The following is a 16,338-nucleotide window of genomic DNA, read 5'->3' as shown; positions in this document are numbered from 1 at the left end:
CGCCTCCTCCCCCGCCGCAGCGCGGGCCGGACGTCGGCCTGGGCGGCCCTGGCGGCGGTCCTGCTCCTGCTGGCCCTGTCGGGCCTCTACCTGCTGTGGCCGGTGGTGGTGAGCTGCGGCGGGGGAGGAGGCGCATCGCGGCGGCCACGCCGATCGCGTAGACGACGACGAAGGAGCCGGAGGAGAGCATCACGGCGGGCAGGGCGCCGGTGCCCGTGGCGGTGACGGTGAGCAGGGCCAGGCCGGCGAGGGCGGAGACGAAGAAGAGGCTGCGGCGCGGGGTCTCGCCTGCGGTGCTGCCCTGGGCGAACCAGGCGGGCAGGACGCCGTCGCGGCCGAGGGCGGCGCCGAGTTTGGCGGCGCCGGCGTAGTAGGCGTTCATGGTGCCGAGGGTGAGCAGGACGGCGGCGAGGGCCGCGAGCGGGCGGGCGCCGCCGCCGAGGCCGAGGGCCATCAGGTCGCCGAGGGGGGCGTCGGAGCCGGCCGCGGCGGGGCCGAGAACGGCCACGACCGCGAAGGCGACCGCGAGGTAGAGGACTCCGACGATCACCACGGCCGCGCCGGCGGCCCGTGCCAGGTCGCGCGCGGGCCTGCGGAACTCGCCCGCGAGGTGGGTGACCGCCTCCCACCCGGCGAAGCTGAACACGAGCAGCGCCGCCGCCGGGCCGACCGCCGTCCAGCCGTGCGGGGCGAACGGGCGCAGGTGCTCCGCGCGGGCGTGCGGCAGGGAGAGGAGGACGGCGGTCGTCAGCAGCGCGAGCAGCAGCAGGAACAGCAGGAACTGGGCGCGTCCCGTCATCCGCAGTCCGAAGGCGTTGACCAGCGTGACGGTGAGCATGAGCCCGGCGGCGGTGACCGTGGTGGTGGCCGTGCCGCCGCCCAGGGCGGCGGAGACGTACGAGGCGCCGAACAGCGCGGCGGCCACCGCGCCCGGCGGGATGGCGAAGTAGAAGCACCAGCCGGCCACCGCGGCGGCCCGCTCGCCGAACGCCAGCCGGGCGTACGTCGACACGCCCCCGGCGTCCGGGTGGCGCGCTCCGAGCGCGGCGAAGGCCGCCGCGAGCGGCGCGGACAGCACGGCGAGCCCGAGCCAGGCCAGCAGCGAGGCCGGTCCGGCGACCTCGGCGGCGAGCGCGGGCAGGGCGATGACTCCGGTGCCGAGCACGGCGCCGACGTACAGGGCGGTGCCGTGGGCGGCGGTGAGCCGCCCCCCGGCGGGGTTCTGATCAGGCATGCCGTCGAGCCTCGCTGCCAGGTCGCCCCACCGGCCAGTGGCAGAAACGACCCACTGCGCTAAATTCCCGTCATGACGACTGGCAGGAGGGACGCCGTGACGGCGTCCGCCGCGCGGCCGGACCGGCACGTCGTGGCGGTGGCCGTCACCGACAACGCCCCCACCTTCGAACTCGCGGTGCCCTGCGAGGTGTTCGGCCTCGACCGGAGCGACATCAGCGACCCCTGGTACGACCTGCGCCTGTGTGCCGCCGAACCGGGCGTGCTGCGCACCACCGCCGGGCTCACCCTGCACACCCCGTACGGCCTGGACGACCTGGTGGCGGCGGACACGGTGGTGGTGGCCGCCGTCGAGCGGCGGGTGCAGACGGATCCGCCGGAGCCGCTGCTCGACGCGCTGCGCACCGCCCACGCGCGAGGACGCCGGATCGTCTCCCTGTGCAGCGGCGCGTACGTCCTCGCCGCCGCGGGTCTGCTGACCGGGCGGCGCGCGACCAACCACTGGATGAACGCCGCCGACTTCGCCCACCGGTTCCCGGACGTCACCTACGAACCGGCCGCGCTCTACGTCCAGGACGGCGGCGTCTTCACCTCGGCCGGCACCGGTGCCGTGATCGACCTGTGCCTCCATCTGGTCCGCCAGGACCGCGGCTCCGCGGTCGCCAACGAGGTGGCCCGCCGGATGGTCGTACCCCCGCACCGGGAGGGCGGCCAGAGCCAGTACGCCAATCCGCTCGCCGGGGTGCCCCGCGCCCGCCGCGACACCGGTCTCGCCCCGGTCCTGGACTGGGCACGGGAGCGCCTGCACGAGCCGCTGACCGTGGCCGCGCTGGCCCGCCGGGCCCACCTCGGCGAACGCACCTTCGCCCGCCGCTTCCGCGAGGCCCTCGGCACCACCCCGCTGCAGTGGATCCTCCAGGAGCGGGTCCGTCTGGCCCAGGAGTTGCTGGAGACCACCGACGACCCCGTGGAGTCCGTGGCCCGCCGCGCCGGCTTCGGCACGGCCGCCAATCTCCGCCACCACTTCGCCCGGCTCACCACGGTCTCGCCGCAGACGTACCGGCAGGTGTTCCGGGGCGGCGCGGCGGAGCGGTCATCCCTCACCTGAGCGCGGCCCTCGCGGGAACGGCGCGCAACGCACGTGCGGATGGAACGCGACGTCCGAACGAGCGCAGATGCGGAGGCGGTTGCCGTGCGCCACGAGGCGGCCGGCGGCGTGAACGGCTCGCCGGGAAAGGAGATCGCGGACGACGGCTCGATCCTGGGCAGTTCCGTCCGCCGCTCGTGATGAGCCAGGCACCGTACGGCCCCCTGTCAGCGGGAAGAGTTCACCGGTTGCGGTGCCGGGGCGTCGACTTCCGGGGCGCCCGGGTGAGGGTGACCTGCCGGACGGCCTGCTGGAAGCAGGCGAGGGAGGCGAGCCCGGGGAGGGCGGCGGCGGTGGTGTCGAGCACGGTCTTCGGGGCCTGGAGGACGCACAGGAAGATGGTGATCGCCGAGAAGAACAGGACGGTGCACCAGGAGTGCACGGCGCGGCGCTGGTGGAGCGCGGCCCGCAGCACGGAGAGCGACGCGACCAGCCAGGGGCCGTACACCAGCAGGGGCCACCACGGGACGATGCCGCCCGGCACGCGGGCCGCTGCCACCATCCGCAGGGGCTCGCAGGCGACCAGTCCGCTGAAGAAACTCACTCCGCAGGCGATGACCGCCGCCAGCGCGGCGACGAGACAGCTCGTGGTCTGCAGTGCGCCGCGGCGCTTGCGCTCGGCGATCCGGCGGTGGCCGCGGTGGCTGGGCCTCAGTGGGGGCGGCTCCGCGGGGATCTCCTGGAGATCCCCCAGCGGTGTGCCTCCGGCCGGCGCGGTGATCGATTCCTCGTCGCGGGGTCCGGGAATTCTGGGAAGTTCCTCCTCCATGGCCTCCTGGAGCATCCAGGCCAGTTCCTCGGCCGGGTCCCAGGCCGCGTCCGGTGGCACCAGGGGTGGGGAGAGATGTCCTTCGTTGTACATGACGCAGCCTGACTGCTCCGATCCCGAAAAGATCATCGACTCTCGGTCTTGATCCACCGCTGTGCCAGATCGGCTTCCAGTGTGCTCAGCAGATCAAGGAACTCCCGCAGAAGCGGCTCCGTGGCCTGCGCCCTGGCCGGGAGTTCGCAAGCGGTCACCACCGGGCGCTGTACGAGGAGGCGATAGCGCCCCTCTCTGGTAGCACGTGCATTGTTCATATCCCCCCTAACGGCGCCGGACTCCGGCGGGTGCGCGGCAAATGAGTGAACGGCCGCCTCGATAATTACTTAATAACGGGGCCGTTCAGGCCCGAAATATCGCTGTCGGATAATTACGGAACTCCCAGTTCGAAGAGCGCATATCCCGCGTACGAGCCGGAGGCCAGGGCGGCCGGGCCGAGGAGGAGGAGCAGCTGGGGCAGGGTGAGGCGGCGCAGGGCGGCGGCGAGCGGGAGGAACAGCGGGAAGGCCGGGAGCAGATAGCGGGAGACGTTGGCGAAGATCTGCTGGCTGCCCAGGACGAGCGCGAGGGTGAGCACCGTGTACACGACCAGTACGGCCGGCGGGCGCTCGCGGATCAGCAACGGCAGCAGGGCGAGGGCCAGGAGGACGACGCCCGTGCCGATCAGATCGGCGAAGGGGAACGCGGAGAGGTAGTCGAAGTGGCCCACCGGGAGGGAGGTCAGCACGTCCAGGGTGTGCTCGCCGTAGTCGAAGGTGTGGGCCCAGGCGCCGCGCTGGAGCGCGAAGTAGCCGCCGTAGTCGCCCATTTCGTGGCCCACCCAGCCCAGGTAGCCGACCAGGCCGAGGGGGGCGATCGCGAGTGCGGCCAGGGGCCGGAGGGGGCCGTCGCGGCGCTCGCGGAGCGCGAGCAGCGCGGCCACGGCGAGGGCCGCGATCAGGGCGACGGCAGTGGGGCGGTTGAGTCCGGCGGCGCAGGTGAGGGCACCCGCGGTGAGCCAGCGGCCGGTGATGACGGCGTACAGGGACCAGGCGGCCAGCGCGGTGAACAGGGACTCGCTGTACGCCATCGACTGCACGATCCCGACCGGCAGCACCGCCCACACCAGCACCGCGCACACTCCGGCCCGGCGCCCGTACAGCAGGTCGGCGACCGCGAAGATCCCCCAGGCCGCGGCGAGCGAGGCGAGCAGGCCGACGGCGAACCCGGCGTCCGCGTACGACAGCGGGGTCACCGCGTGCCCCAGCCGCTCCAGCCACGGCAGCAACGGGAAGAACGCGAGGTTGGAGTGGACGTCGCCGTTGGGCAGGCGGACCTCGTAGCCGTAGCCCAGCTCGGCGACCCTGACGTACCAGAGGGAGTCCCAGCGGGCGGTCAGCAGGGTGTACGCGCTCTTGTCGCGCGCGGCGCTCCACAGGGCCAGCGCGAGCAGCCCCAGGGCGCGGACGGCCGCGTACCCCAGCAGGGCGGGCGCCGCGCGCGACAGCGTGGGGCGCGCGGGGCGCGTCTCAAGATCGGTCACGGGCTCGATTATCGGCGGGCGGGCGAAACGGACGGCCGGCCCGGCCGGGCCCCCGGCAGCGGGAGTGGCGCACGCCACACCGGATCCGCCGGACGGGTGAGAGCCACGCCACGCGCCCCCGCCACGGACTCGCGTACGCTGACGTGTCACTCGCCATTCGTTGCGCGGGCCGGAGACCACCGCTCCTCCGGCCGAGTCACGGCGGAGTCCCCACCTCCGTGAGCCCGCCGAACGCGAGGGAACATCTGGGAGGTACGTACATGTCCGGGACGACCACGGCTGCCGTCGGGCTGCGCCGTCGGGCGGCCGGGGCCGGTGCCAACCGCTGGGTCGTGCTCCTCGTCCTCTGCGTCAGCCTGCTGCTGGTCGCCGTCGACGCGACGGTGCTGCACGTGGCCGTGCCCGCCGTCACCGAGGACATCAGGCCCGGCGCGATAGAGCTGCTCTGGATCGTCGACACCTACCCGCTGGTCTGCGCCGCGCTGCTGATCCTGTTCGGCACGCTCGGCGACCGGGTGGGCCGCAGACGGATCCTCCTCCTCGGATACGCCCTCTTCGGCGTGGCCTCCGCGCTGGCCGCCTTCGCCCCCGACGCCCAGCTGCTGATCGTCGCCCGGGCGCTGCTCGGCGTCGGCGGCGCGATGATCATGCCCGCGACGCTGTCGATCCTGCGCCAGGTCTTCCCCGACCGGCGGGAGCGGGCGCTCGCCATCGGCATCTGGAGCGCGGTCGCCGCGGTCGGCGCGGCCGTCGGCCCGCTGCTCGGCGGCTTCCTGCTGGAGCACTTCTGGTGGGGCTCGGTCTTCCTCGTCAACATTCCGCTGATGCTGGTCAGCCTGCCGGTGGGGCGGCTGCTGCTGCCCGAGTCCAAGGGCGACGGCAAGGGTCCCTGGGACGTGGTCGGCGCGCTGATGGCGGCGGTCGGCCTCTTCGGCGTCGTGCTCGGGGTGAAGCGCCTCGGCGGCGGGGAGGACATGACCGGCCCGTTCACCGTGCTGCCCCTGCTCGTCGGCGCCGTCCTGCTGGCGCTGTTCGTTCGACGGCAGCGGCGGCGGGCGTATCCGCTGGTCGACCTGACGATGTTCGCCCGGCCGGCGTTCAGTACCTCCGTCGGCTGCATCGTGCTGGCCATGCTCGCCCTGGTCGGCCTGGAGCTGATCGCGGCGCAGTACCTCCAGCTGGTGCTGGGACTCTCCCCGCTGCAGACCGGGCTGCGGCTGCTGCCGCTGACCGTGGCGGCGATGGCGGCGGGCCTGTTCGGGGCGCGGATGCTGCGCCGCTTCGGGCCGCGCCGGATGGTGGCGTTCGGCTTCTGCCTGACGGCGGGCGCGGTGGTGCTGCTGACCGCGATGGGCCGCGAGGACAACGCCGCGCTGATGCTGTCCGGCTTCGTACTGCTCGGCTTCGGCCTGGAGACCACCCTCTTCGGGGCGTACGAGTCGATGCTGAGCGAGGCTCCGCAGGAGCAGGCCGGCGGGGCGGCGGCGATCGGCGAGACGTCGTACCAGCTGGGCGCGGGTATCGGCATCGCCCTGCTGGGCAGCGTGATGAACGCGGCGTACACGCCCGGCCTGTCCTCGGTGCCCGGGGTGCCGACGTCGGCCTCGGCCGCCGCGGGCCACTCGCTGGGCGAGGCCTACGTGGTGGCGGGCCGGCTCGGCGGCGAGGCGGGCGCGGCCCTGCGCAGCGCCGCGCGGGACTGCTTCGTGCACGGACTCCACGTGACGCTGCTGGTCAGCGCGGGGCTCCTGCTGCTCGGCGCGGTGATGGCGCTGCGCCTGCCGCGGGTGATGCACTGCGAGCCGGAGGACGGCAAGGTCGAGGTGCCGGCGCCGCGTGAAGTGGCCGAGTCCAGGGTGTCCGCCTGAGCGGCTGATGCTGGACGTACGGCAGACCGCGCCGTAGCGTCGCCCTGAATCCGAGACTAGCGGTGCTAGTCAACAGCTGGTGCCGCCGCTCACGAGCCGCCGGAGGGTGCCCGTGTCCATGTCCGCCAAGCTGCCGCCGTTCGATCCCGCCGACCCGCTCGGCCTGGACGATCTCCTCGAACCGGAGGATCTGGCCGTCCGCGACACCGTGCGCGGCTGGGCTGCGGACCGGGTGCTGCCGTACGTCGCCGAGTGGTACGAGAGCGGCGAGCTGCCGCAGATCCGCGAGCTGGCCCGGGAACTCGGCGCCATCGGCGCGCTCGGCATGTCCCTCGACGGGTACGGCTGCGCGGGCGCCAGCGCCGTGCAGTACGGGCTGGCCTGTCTGGAGCTGGAGGCCGCCGACTCCGGCATCCGCTCCCTCGTCTCGGTGCAGGGCTCTCTCGCCATGTACGCGATCCACCGCTACGGCAGCGAGGAGCAGAAGCAGGCCTGGCTGCCGCGGATGGCCGCCGGGGAGGTCATCGGCTGCTTCGGCCTCACCGAGCCCGACCACGGCTCCGACCCCGCCGCCATGCGGACGTACGCCAAGAAGGACGGCACCGACTGGGTGCTGAACGGCCGCAAGATGTGGATCACCAATGGTTCCGTCGCCGGGGTCGCCGTCGTCTGGGCGCAGACCGACGAGGGCATCCGCGGGTTCGCCGTCCCCACGGGCACCCCCGGCTTCTCGGCGCCCGAGATCAAGCACAAATGGTCCCTGCGGGCCAGCGTCACCAGTGAACTGGTCCTGGACGGCGTACGGCTGCCCGCCGACGCCGTGCTGCCCGGGGTGACCGGACTGCGCGGCCCGCTCAGCTGTCTCTCGCACGCCCGCTACGGCATCGTGTGGGGCGCGATGGGCGCGGCGCGCACCTGTTTCGAGACCGCCGTCGACTACGCGAAGTCCCGGGAGCAGTTCGGGCGGCCCCTCGGGGGGTTCCAGCTCACCCAGGCCAAGCTCGCCGACATGGCGGTCGAACTGCACAAGGGGATTCTGCTCGCCCACCATCTGGGGCGGCGGATGGACGCCGGCCGCCTGCGTCCGGAGCAGGTCAGCTTCGGCAAGCTCAACAACGTCCGCGAGGCCATCGACATCTGCCGTACGGCCCGCACGATCCTCGGTGCCAACGGGATCTCCCTCGAATATCCCGTGATGCGGCACGCGACCAACCTGGAATCGGTGCTCACCTACGAGGGCACCGTCGAGATGCACCAGCTGGTGCTCGGCAAGGCGCTCACCGGACTGGACGCGTTCCGGTAAGCCGCCGGGGAGCGGAGGCGGGGCCGGTGATCGGCCCCGCCTCAGCTCTGGTTGAAGAAACCGTCCGCGCGGTGCGCGGCCGGGTCGCCGTTCACGATCTCCGTGTGGGCGGGGGTCAGCAGGAACACCCGGGTGGACACCCGCTCGATCGACCCGCGCAGCCCGAAGATGAGCCCGGCCGCGAAGTCGACGACGCGCTTGGCGTCGGCGGGCTCCATGGCCGTCAGATTCATGATCACCGGGACGCCGTCCCGGAACAGCTCGCCGATGGCCCGCGCGTCCCGGAAGCTGTCCGGGGTCACCGTGCCGATCCGGCGGCCCTTCTCCTCGGCGGTGTCCGAAGCCACCTTCACCCTCGGGTCCGTGACCCAGGCGTCCCCGGGCTCGTTCCCCTCGTACGTGTCGTCGTCGTAGTAGCGCTCGTCATCGTTGTCGTCGACGAGGCCGAGCCACGCACTCGCCTTGCGCACCGATCCCATGGACGCCTCCTCTCACAGCGGTCTTTCTTCCTTTCCGCATCCCCATGGTCGTCCATGATGCGGATGTCGCGCCAAGTGGATAGACGCCGTGCGGGGGGTTTGTGACGGTACTGGTGCACAGCGAATCCGTCGAGAGGCCGGATACCCCAAGGGTCTTGACCCATGCGGCTGCTGACTGTGAGTGAAATATGATTCTTCGCGGCGTCCGGGTGACGGGCGGGGCGTACGGGTGAACGGAGTGGCCGATACGATGCGGCCGAATCCGCGTCGTACGGACCACGGGGGAAGCGTCTTGTTCGGAATAGTCCGGCCTTGCAGTCATCGTCTCGGTGAACGGCTCAAGACCGAGTGGATGGCGCATCTGTGCGGGCTGTGCCTCGCGCTGCGCTCCGACCACGGCCAGCTCGCCCGGGTGGTGACCAACTACGACGGCCTGCTCGTCTCCGTTCTGACGGAGGCTCAGGGCGAGCGCGAGGGCGGCCGGTGGCGGCGGACGGCCGGACCGTGCCCGCTGCGCGGGATGCGCACCGCGTCCGTGGCCCGGGGCGAGGGCGCCCGGCTCGCCGCGGCCGTCTCCCTGGTGCTCGCCTCCGCCAAGGTGCGCGACCACGTCGCCGACGGCGACGGACTGCTGGCCCGCCGCCCGGTGGCGCTCGCCGCCCGCCGGGTCGCCGGCAGCTGGGGCCGCGCCGGCGCCCGCACCGGCTCGGCCGTCGGCTTCGACACCGCCTTGCTGGTCGACGCCGTGGACCGGCAGCTCGGCATCGAGGCGCTCGCCGGCCCGGGCACCCCGGTCCTCACCGTCACCGAACCCACCGAGACCGCCACCGCCGCCGCCTTCGCACACACCGCGCTGCTCGCCGGGCGCCCCGGCAACGCCGCGCCCCTGGCCGAGGCCGGCCGGCTCTTCGGGCGGCTCGCGCACCTGCTGGACGCCGTGGAGGACAGGGCGGCTGACGCCGCGTCGGGCGCCTGGAACCCGCTCACCGCCACCGGCACCTCGCTCGCCGAGGCCCACCGGCTCGCCGACGACGCCGTGCACGGCATCCGGCTCGCGCTGCGCGAGGTCGAGTTCACCGACGGGCGCCTCGCCCATCTGCTCCTCGTGCACGAACTGCGGCGCTCGGTGGACCGCGCCTTCGGCACGGTGCCAGCGTGCGCGACCCACCAGCCCGGGCCGTACGGGCAGCCGCAGCAGCCCGGACCGTACGGGCAGCCGCAGCACCCCTACCAGGCAGGGCCCTACGGCACGCCACCGCAGCAGGGCGGCCCGCACAACCCGTACGCCGGCGGCGGAGCGCACGGCGCGGGAGGGTACGGCGGAGGCCCCCACGGCGGGGGAGGAGGCGGTGACTTCGGCGGATTCGGAGGTGGGCCCGCGTCCCAGCCGCCGCAGGGGCGGCGCGGGTTCTGGGCCGGATGCGGGATGTTCTGGCTGCTGTGCTGCACCTGCAAGCTGTGCTGCGCGAAGGAGTACGAGGGACCGTGGTCCCGGAAGAAGCGCGAGGGCTGCTGCCGCGACTGCGACTGCCCCAGCTGTGACTGCTGCTGCCCCTGTGACGGCTGCTGAGCCGCGGACGTGCCGAGGGGAGGGGTGCGTGTGAAGGCGAGGAAGGAGGAGAAGGAGCAGCAGGGCGCGGAGGGTCGGCTCAACAGGAAGCGGACCACACTCGACCGAAGTCGATGTGGGAGCGCGTGACCAGCCACTGCTGCGGATGCATGGGCCAAGTGGAACAGGCGTTCCGACGGCCCGTCAACCACAGTCCGTGGAAATGAGACGCGTGGCTCACCATCCGGACGGCCTTGACAGGCCGGCGGACCGGGCCCGTACTCTCGACCGGCGGCCGTGCTGAGGGGCTCGGCCGTGGACGACGCCGTTCTCGGCGCCCGTGTGAAGGCATCACCGTGTTCCACGAGCCACGGAGCCTTCGCATGTCCTCCGACACCCTTGCCAAAGCACCAGCGCCCCCCGTCTCCGCCGACGCCGCGCGCATCGTCCCCCAACGCCGCTACGGCCAGTGGCTGGCCGCGGCCGTCGTCCTCGTCCTGCTCGGCCTCGCCGTCGACTCCGTGCTGCGCAACGACGCCTTCCAGTGGGGCGTCGTCGCCGACCACTTCACCTCGGCCTCGGTGCTGCGCGGACTGTGGCTCACCCTCTGGCTGACCGCCGTGGTGATGGTGCTCGGCTTCGCGCTGGGCGCCCTGCTCGCGGCGGCCCGGCTCTCCGCCAACCCCGTGCTCAGGGCCGTCAGCTGGGGATACGTCTGGCTGTTCCGGTCGATCCCGATGCTCGTTCAGCTGCTGCTGTGGTTCAACGTCGGGGCGCTCTACCCGCAGATCCTCGGCGTGAAGACGGTCGACCTGCTCGGCCCGGTCGCGGTCGCCGTCATCGGACTGACCCTGCACGAGGCCGCTTACGCCGCCGAGGTGGTGCGCGGCGGGATCCTCTCCGTCGGCGGCGGGCAGATCGAGGCCGCGCAGGCGCTCGGGCTGAGCCGGTGGCGCCGCTGGTGGCGGATCGTGCTCCCGCAGGCGATGCGCTCCATCGTGCCGCCCGCCGGGAACATGCTGATCGGCACCCTCAAGGGCACCTCCATCGTCAGCGTCATCGCCGTCCAGGACCTGCTGTACTCGACCCAGCTCGTCTACCACCAGACGTACCAGGTCATCCCGCTGTTGATGGTGGCCACCGTCTGGTACACCGTCGTCACCTCGGTGCTCGGCGTCGGCCAGTACTACGTCGAGAAGCGCTACGCGCGCGGTACGGAGCCCGGCCGATGAGAGCCTCCCTGGTCATCGTCGGGGCCGGGCCGCGCGGCACCGGCGTCCTGGAGCGGATCGCCGCCAACGCCGCCGAACTGGCGCCCGGCACGGGCCTCGACATCCACCTCGTCGACCCCTACCCGCCCGGCCCCGGACGGATCTGGCGCACCGAACAGTCGCCCCTGCTGTGGATGAACTCCCGCGCCGAGGACGTCACCGTCTTCACCGACACCAGCGTGGAGATGGCCGGGCCCGTCCGGGAGGGCCCCGCCCTGCACGAGTGGGCCGGGCTCGCCGGGGACGCCTTCGTCGGCCGCCGGGTCCAGGGCTCCTATCTGCGCTGGGCCTACCGGCGGGCGGTGGCCGCGCTGCCCCCGGAGGTCACCGTGCACCACCATCCGTGCCGCGCCCTGCGCGTCTCCGGGCCGCGCGAGGGCCGGCAGCGGGTGTGGCTGGCGGACCGGCCGCGCCCCCTCCTCGCCGACCTGGTGATCCTCACCCTCGGCCACCTCGACGCCGAACCCGACGAGGAGCAGGCCGCGTTGGGCGCGTACGCCCGCGACCACGGTCTCGTCCACCTGCCGCCCGACTTCACCGCCGACAGCGACCTGACCCCGCTGCGGCCCGGTGAGCCGGTCCTGGTGCGCGGCTTCGGACTGGCCTTCGTCGACCTGATGGTGCTGCTCACCGAGGGGCGTGGCGGGCGGTTCGACCAGGACACCTACCTGCCGTCCGGCCGGGAGCCGGTGCTGTACGTCGGATCGCGGCGCGGCGTGCCGTACCACTCGAAGATCGGCTACCGGCTGGACGGCGCGCCGCCGCCGCTGCCCCGGTTCTTCGGCCCCGCCGAGGTGGACGCGCTGCTCGCCCGGCCGGAGGGCTTCGACTTCCGGCGGGACGTGTGGCCGCTGGTGGAGAAGGAGCTGGGATACGCCCACTACCACCGGCTGTTCGGCGCCCACCCCGAGCGGACGGGCTTCGGCTGGGGCGTCTTCGAGCGGGCGTACGCCGCCGCCGACGACCCGGCGGAGCGGGCTGCCCTGGTCGCCGCCGCCGTGCCCGACCCCGCCGACCGGCTGGACCTGGCCGCGCTCGACCGGCCGCTGGCCGGGACGCGGTACCCCTCGCACGAGGCGTTCCAGGCCGGACTGCGCCGTTACGTGGAGGCCGACCTGACACGACGTCACGATCCCGCGCACAGCCCTGACCTGGCCGTCTTCGGCGCCCTGCTCTCCGTGTACGGCCGGCTGACCCGGCTCGGCGACATCGGCCCCTGGTGGCACGGCTTCTTCAGCTATCTGGCCTCCGGGCCGCCCGGCCCCCGGCTGCGGCAGATGCTCGCGCTGTCCCGCGCGGGCGTGCTGCGGTTCGTCGGCGCCGACATGGGCGTGCGCGCCGAGGGCGGGGTGTTCCGGGCGACGAGCCCGACCGTGCCGGGGTTCGCCGTCGAGGCCCGGGCGCTGGTCGAGGCGCGGCTGCCGCAGCCCACGGCGGCCCGGTCCCGCGATCCGCTGCTGAGGGAGCTGTACGCCGAGGGGGCCGCCGCCACCCCCGACGGGCTGCTGCGGGTGGACACCGTCGACGGGCGGGTGCTGGACCGGTCCGGCCGCCCGCATCCGCGCCGGTTCGCGCTCGGCCCGCACACCGACGCGCGGGGCGCCGGCGCGTTCACCCGGCCGCGGACCGGCGGGCCGGCGTTCCGGCAGAACGACGCGGCGGCCCGGGCGGTGCTGACGTTCCTCCGGGCGCCGGCGGGCCGGGCCGCCGCCTGAGCCGCGCACGCGCGGAGTGCCGGGCGGGGTGCCGCACGGAATACCGGGGCGCGGGGAAAGCGCTCACACCGCGGGTCATCCGACCCGTCACGGAAGGGTTGATCACATGACGACGGACGCATCCGACGAGTGGAAGAAGTGGCACGAACGGCGCCTGGAGACGGTCACCGCCCCCTACGGGCCGCTCGCGCTGACCGCGACCCACTGGCTGGACGACTATCCGGAGGGGCGACTTCCGGACATCCCGGGGAACTGGACCACCGACGGGGACGCGGCCGTCCTGACCGCCGCCCGCCCGGACGGACTGACCGTCGACGGCGAGCCCTTCGAGGGCCGGGTACGGCTCGCGGCCGACGCCGGCCCGGCCGCGGCCGCGCGGGTCGGCTACGGCGAACGACGGCTCGTCGTGCTGGTCCGCGAAGGGGAATGGGGGGTACGCGACTTCGACCCGGCCGCCGGGGCCCGCCGCCGGTTCCGCGGCATCGAGGCCACGCCCTACGATCCGCGCTGGTCGGTGCCGGGGCGCTTCACCCCCTACGCCGACGAGCGCACCGTGCGGGTGGAGAACGCGGACGGGCGGCGGCGCGGGCTCGGGCTGGGCGGACAGCTGGCGTTCACCCTGGACGGCCGGGAGCACACCCTCCAGGTGTCGGTGGAGGGCGACGGCTCGCTGTGGGCCGTCTTCGCCGACGCGACCAGCGGAAACGGCAGTTACCGCTTCCGGTTCCTGCGGCCCGCCGCACCCGGTCCCGACGGCCGTACGACGGTGGACTTCAACCGGTCCCAGCTGCCGCCGTGCGCCTTCGCCGACCACTTCGTCTGCCCCTTCCCGCCGCCGGGGAACACCCTGGACGTGGCCGTGGCGGCGGGGGAGCGGCGGCTCGCCTGACGAGCCGTCAACGGCGTTTCGGGGATCGATCAGACAGTTGGTTCAAATCTTGACGGCCGAAAGGCACCCTTGCGCCTACCGGCCGTTCGGCCGAATACTCCCACCCAGCGCTTGTCAGGGGCACGGCGTGTTCGGAATCCGGACAACCGTGCCCCCGGCTGCGCCTCACGGGCCCCGACCCCACGCGGGCCCCCTACTTCCTTTGTGGAGGAACGAAAAGTGAGGATCAAGCGCACCACCCCCCGCAGCGGCATATCGAGACGGACCCGGCTGACCGCCGTATCCGCCGGACTCGTGGCCGCCGCCGCGATCGCGATCCCCAGCGCGAACGCGTCCGACACCGCCACGTTCAGCGCCACCGAGCTGAAGAGCGCCGGCGCCTCGGTGCTCGAGGCCGACGTCCCGGGCACCGCCTGGGCCGTCGACAGCAAGACCAACCGCCTGGTCGTGACCGTCGACAGCACGGTCTCCCAGGCCGAGATCGCCAAGATCAAGGAACAGGCCGGGGCCAACGCCGACGCGCTCACCATCAAGCGCACGCCCGGCAAGTTCACCAAGCTCATCCAGGGCGGCGACGCCATCTACGCGAGCAGCTGGCGCTGCTCCCTCGGCTTCAACGTCCAGAACAGCAGCGGCGCCCAGTTCTTCGTGACCGCCGGCCACTGCACCGACGGCGCGGGCACCTGGTACTCCAACTCCGGTCGCACCACGGTCATCGGCTCCACGGCCGGCTCCAGCTTCCCGGGCAACGACTACGGCATCGTGCGCTACAGCGGGTCCGTCAGCCGGCCCGGCACCGCCAACGGCGTGGACATCACCCGCGCGGCCACCCCGGCCGTGGGCACCACCGTCATCCGGGACGGTTCCACCACCGGTACGCACAGCGGCCGGGTCACCGCCCTGAACGCGACCGTCAACTACGGCGGCGGCGACGTCGTCTCCGGTCTGATCCAGACCAACGTCTGCGCCGAGCCCGGCGACTCCGGTGGCCCGCTCTACGGCAGCAACGGCACCGCCTACGGTCTGACCTCCGGCGGCAGCGGCAACTGCAGCACCGGTGGCACGACCTTCTTCCAGCCGGTCACCGAGGCCCTGAGCGCGTACGGAGTCAGCGTCTACTGAGCCTTTCGCCCGCAGTCGGCAGTACCCGGCACCACTCCGAGCCCCCGCACGCGAACGCGTGCGGGGGCTCTCCCCTTTGGCCGCCTTGGACCTCCGGCGCGTGCGGAATCGGGGGGTGATAATCAGTCAGGACTAGACCTCAGCACCCTGTGCACGGTTACTCACGCGTAGGCATTTGCACTGCGAATTCCCTTGGGGCGGCCGAGGTGGTGGAGGGACGGAGGGCGCGCCGTGGTCACCGTGTGCGCGTCCTGAAGTGGACCTTGTGCGCTCCCTGTGCGGTTCGGAAGAGTGGGCGCCCGTCAACCAAGCCTTCCGGCCCGTGGTGGTCCCCACAACCACCAGCGGGCCGACCCCCCACAGGAGGACGTGAGTTGAAGCACCGACGCATACCCAGGCGGCGGGCCGCCATGGCGGGTGCGGGAATCGCCGCACTCGTCGCCGCGGGAGTCACCTTCCAGACTGCGAACGCCAGCGAGCCGACGGAGACCCCGGCGCTCAAGACCCTGTCCGCCCTGGCGGCCGGAAAGCTCGCCTCGACGCTGGACCGGGACCTCGGCGCGGACGCGGCCGGAACCTACTACGACGCCCAGGCCCGGAGCCTCGTGGTGAACGTGCTCGACGAGGCCGCCGCCGAGGTGGTCGAGGAGGCCGGCGCGAAGGCCAGAATCGTCGAGCACTCCCTCGCCGAGCTGAAGAGCGCCCGCACGACGCTCCGGCAGGACGCGACCATCCCCGGCACCGCCTGGGTGACCGACCCGGCCACCAACAAGGTCGTCGTCACCGCCGACCGCACCGTCTCGGCGGCCGAGTTCAAGAAGCTGAGCCAGGTCGTCGACGGACTCGGCACGGTGGCCGAACTCCAGCGCACCAAGGGGGAGTTCAAGCCCTTCATCGCCGGCGGTGACGCGATCACCGACGGCAGCGGGCGCTGCTCGCTCGGCTTCAACGTGGTCAAGGGCGGGGAGCCGTACTTCCTGACCGCCGGCCACTGCACCGAGGGGATCACCACCTGGTCGGACTCCGCCGGGTCCGTCATCGGGAAGAACGAGGTCTCCAGCTTCCCGGGCGACGACTACGGCCTCGTCAAGTACACCGCCGAGGTCGGCCACCCGAGCGAGGTCAACCTCTACGACGGCTCGGCCCAGCAGATCACCGGCGCGGCCGAGGCCACCGTCGGCATGGAGGTCACCCGCAGCGGCTCCACCACCCAGGTGCACTCCGGCAAGGTCACCGGCCTGGACGCCACCGTGAACTACGGCAACGGCGACATCGTCAACGGCCTCATCCAGACCGACGTCTGCGCCGAGCCCGGCGACAGCGGCGGCGCGCTGTTCTCCGGTGACAAGGCCATCGGCCTCACCTCCGGCGGCAGCGGCGACTGCACCTCCGGCGGGGAGACGTTCTTCCAGCCGGT

The 16,338-nt window shown here is 73.0% G+C and carries 14 protein-coding genes; 10 read left to right on the top strand and 4 right to left on the bottom strand.

Annotation, left to right across the window (positions count from 1 at the left end):
- A partial coding sequence (locus CCN42_RS24740; RefSeq protein ID WP_086738925.1) for an APC family permease occupies nucleotides 1–1,234 on the bottom strand: 1,234 nt, incomplete at its 3' end.
- Nucleotides 1,235–1,306: 72 nt separating this feature from the next.
- On the opposite strand from CCN42_RS24740, the gene CCN42_RS24735 reads away from it, so the two are divergent.
- Both CCN42_RS24735 and CCN42_RS42695 read left to right on the top strand, forming a co-directional pair.
- The gene (locus tag CCN42_RS24735; RefSeq protein ID WP_086738923.1) at nucleotides 1,307–2,341 is read left to right on the top strand and encodes a helix-turn-helix domain-containing protein; all 1,035 of its coding nucleotides are present in this window, start codon (nucleotides 1,307–1,309) and stop codon (nucleotides 2,339–2,341) included.
- A gap of 39 nt (nucleotides 2,342–2,380) precedes the next feature.
- Complete coding sequence (locus CCN42_RS42695) at nucleotides 2,381–2,521, top strand: hypothetical protein (protein ID WP_158102127.1); 141 nt, start codon at nucleotides 2,381–2,383, stop codon at nucleotides 2,519–2,521.
- Between the two features lie 40 nt (nucleotides 2,522–2,561).
- On the opposite strand, the gene CCN42_RS24730 is transcribed toward CCN42_RS42695, so the two are convergent.
- Both CCN42_RS24730 and CCN42_RS24725 read right to left on the bottom strand, forming a co-directional pair.
- Complete coding sequence (locus tag CCN42_RS24730; RefSeq protein WP_245877448.1) at nucleotides 2,562–3,242, bottom strand: DUF2637 domain-containing protein; 681 nt, start codon at nucleotides 3,240–3,242, stop codon at nucleotides 2,562–2,564.
- Nucleotides 3,243–3,573: 331 nt separating this feature from the next.
- Entirely contained in the window at nucleotides 3,574–4,725 is a 1,152-nt protein-coding gene (locus CCN42_RS24725) for a glycosyltransferase family 39 protein (RefSeq protein WP_086738919.1), read from the bottom strand.
- Between the two features lie 260 nt (nucleotides 4,726–4,985).
- Between CCN42_RS24725 and CCN42_RS24720 the strand changes: the two genes are divergently transcribed.
- Both CCN42_RS24720 and CCN42_RS24715 read left to right on the top strand, forming a co-directional pair.
- Nucleotides 4,986–6,593: an MFS transporter gene (locus CCN42_RS24720; protein ID WP_086738917.1), complete on the top strand. Its 1,608-nt coding sequence runs from the start codon at nucleotides 4,986–4,988 to the stop codon at nucleotides 6,591–6,593.
- A 112-nt stretch (nucleotides 6,594–6,705) separates the two neighbouring features.
- Complete coding sequence (locus CCN42_RS24715) at nucleotides 6,706–7,896, top strand: acyl-CoA dehydrogenase family protein (protein WP_086738915.1); 1,191 nt, start codon at nucleotides 6,706–6,708, stop codon at nucleotides 7,894–7,896.
- Between the two features lie 41 nt (nucleotides 7,897–7,937).
- On the opposite strand, the gene CCN42_RS24710 is transcribed toward CCN42_RS24715, so the two are convergent.
- A complete protein-coding gene (locus CCN42_RS24710) occupies nucleotides 7,938–8,375 on the bottom strand; it encodes a cell division protein SepF (protein ID WP_043499496.1) in 438 nt (145 codons plus the stop codon).
- A 292-nt stretch (nucleotides 8,376–8,667) separates the two neighbouring features.
- Here CCN42_RS24710 and CCN42_RS24705 point away from each other — a divergent pair, with 292 nt between their 5' ends.
- The 6 genes from CCN42_RS24705 to CCN42_RS24680 form a co-directional block, all read left to right on the top strand.
- A complete protein-coding gene (locus tag CCN42_RS24705; RefSeq protein WP_086738913.1) occupies nucleotides 8,668–9,945 on the top strand; it encodes a DUF5685 family protein in 1,278 nt (425 codons plus the stop codon).
- Nucleotides 9,946–10,307: 362 nt separating this feature from the next.
- Complete coding sequence (locus CCN42_RS24700) at nucleotides 10,308–11,156, top strand: amino acid ABC transporter permease (RefSeq protein WP_086738912.1); 849 nt, start codon at nucleotides 10,308–10,310, stop codon at nucleotides 11,154–11,156.
- On the top strand, nucleotides 11,153–12,910 hold the full coding sequence (locus CCN42_RS24695; RefSeq protein ID WP_086738910.1) for an FAD/NAD(P)-binding protein: 1,758 nt from the start codon (nucleotides 11,153–11,155) through the stop codon (nucleotides 12,908–12,910). The genes CCN42_RS24700 and CCN42_RS24695 overlap by 4 nt, the downstream gene beginning before the upstream one ends.
- Before the next feature lie 106 nt (nucleotides 12,911–13,016).
- Nucleotides 13,017–13,799: a DUF1684 domain-containing protein gene (locus CCN42_RS24690; protein WP_086738908.1), complete on the top strand. Its 783-nt coding sequence runs from the start codon at nucleotides 13,017–13,019 to the stop codon at nucleotides 13,797–13,799.
- A 219-nt stretch (nucleotides 13,800–14,018) separates the two neighbouring features.
- Nucleotides 14,019–14,921: a S1 family peptidase gene (locus CCN42_RS24685; RefSeq protein WP_086738906.1), complete on the top strand. Its 903-nt coding sequence runs from the start codon at nucleotides 14,019–14,021 to the stop codon at nucleotides 14,919–14,921.
- Between the two features lie 374 nt (nucleotides 14,922–15,295).
- The coding region (locus CCN42_RS24680) for a S1 family peptidase (protein ID WP_086738927.1) at nucleotides 15,296–16,338 on the top strand (1,043 nt) is incomplete at its 3' end.

The organism is Streptomyces glaucescens, assembly GCF_002154375.1.
In the GTDB taxonomy this organism is placed as follows: domain Bacteria; phylum Actinomycetota; class Actinomycetes; order Streptomycetales; family Streptomycetaceae; genus Streptomyces; species Streptomyces glaucescens.
This window is presented reverse-complemented; position numbering and strand designations above follow the sequence as displayed.

Coding starts and splice junctions, on each gene's coding strand:
- CCN42_RS24735 (WP_086738923.1), top strand. CDS start 1,307: ATGACGACTGGCAGGAGGGACGCCGTGACGGCGTCCGCCGCGCGGCCG.
- CCN42_RS42695 (WP_158102127.1), top strand. CDS start 2,381: ATGGAACGCGACGTCCGAACGAGCGCAGATGCGGAGGCGGTTGCCGTG.
- CCN42_RS24730 (WP_245877448.1), bottom strand. CDS start 3,242: ATGTACAACGAAGGACATCTCTCCCCACCCCTGGTGCCACCGGACGCG.
- CCN42_RS24720 (WP_086738917.1), top strand. CDS start 4,986: ATGTCCGGGACGACCACGGCTGCCGTCGGGCTGCGCCGTCGGGCGGCC.
- CCN42_RS24710 (WP_043499496.1), bottom strand. CDS start 8,375: ATGGGATCGGTGCGCAAGGCGAGTGCGTGGCTCGGCCTCGTCGACGAC.
- CCN42_RS24700 (WP_086738912.1), top strand. CDS start 10,308: ATGTCCTCCGACACCCTTGCCAAAGCACCAGCGCCCCCCGTCTCCGCC.
- CCN42_RS24695 (WP_086738910.1), top strand. CDS start 11,153: ATGAGAGCCTCCCTGGTCATCGTCGGGGCCGGGCCGCGCGGCACCGGC.
- CCN42_RS24690 (WP_086738908.1), top strand. CDS start 13,017: ATGACGACGGACGCATCCGACGAGTGGAAGAAGTGGCACGAACGGCGC.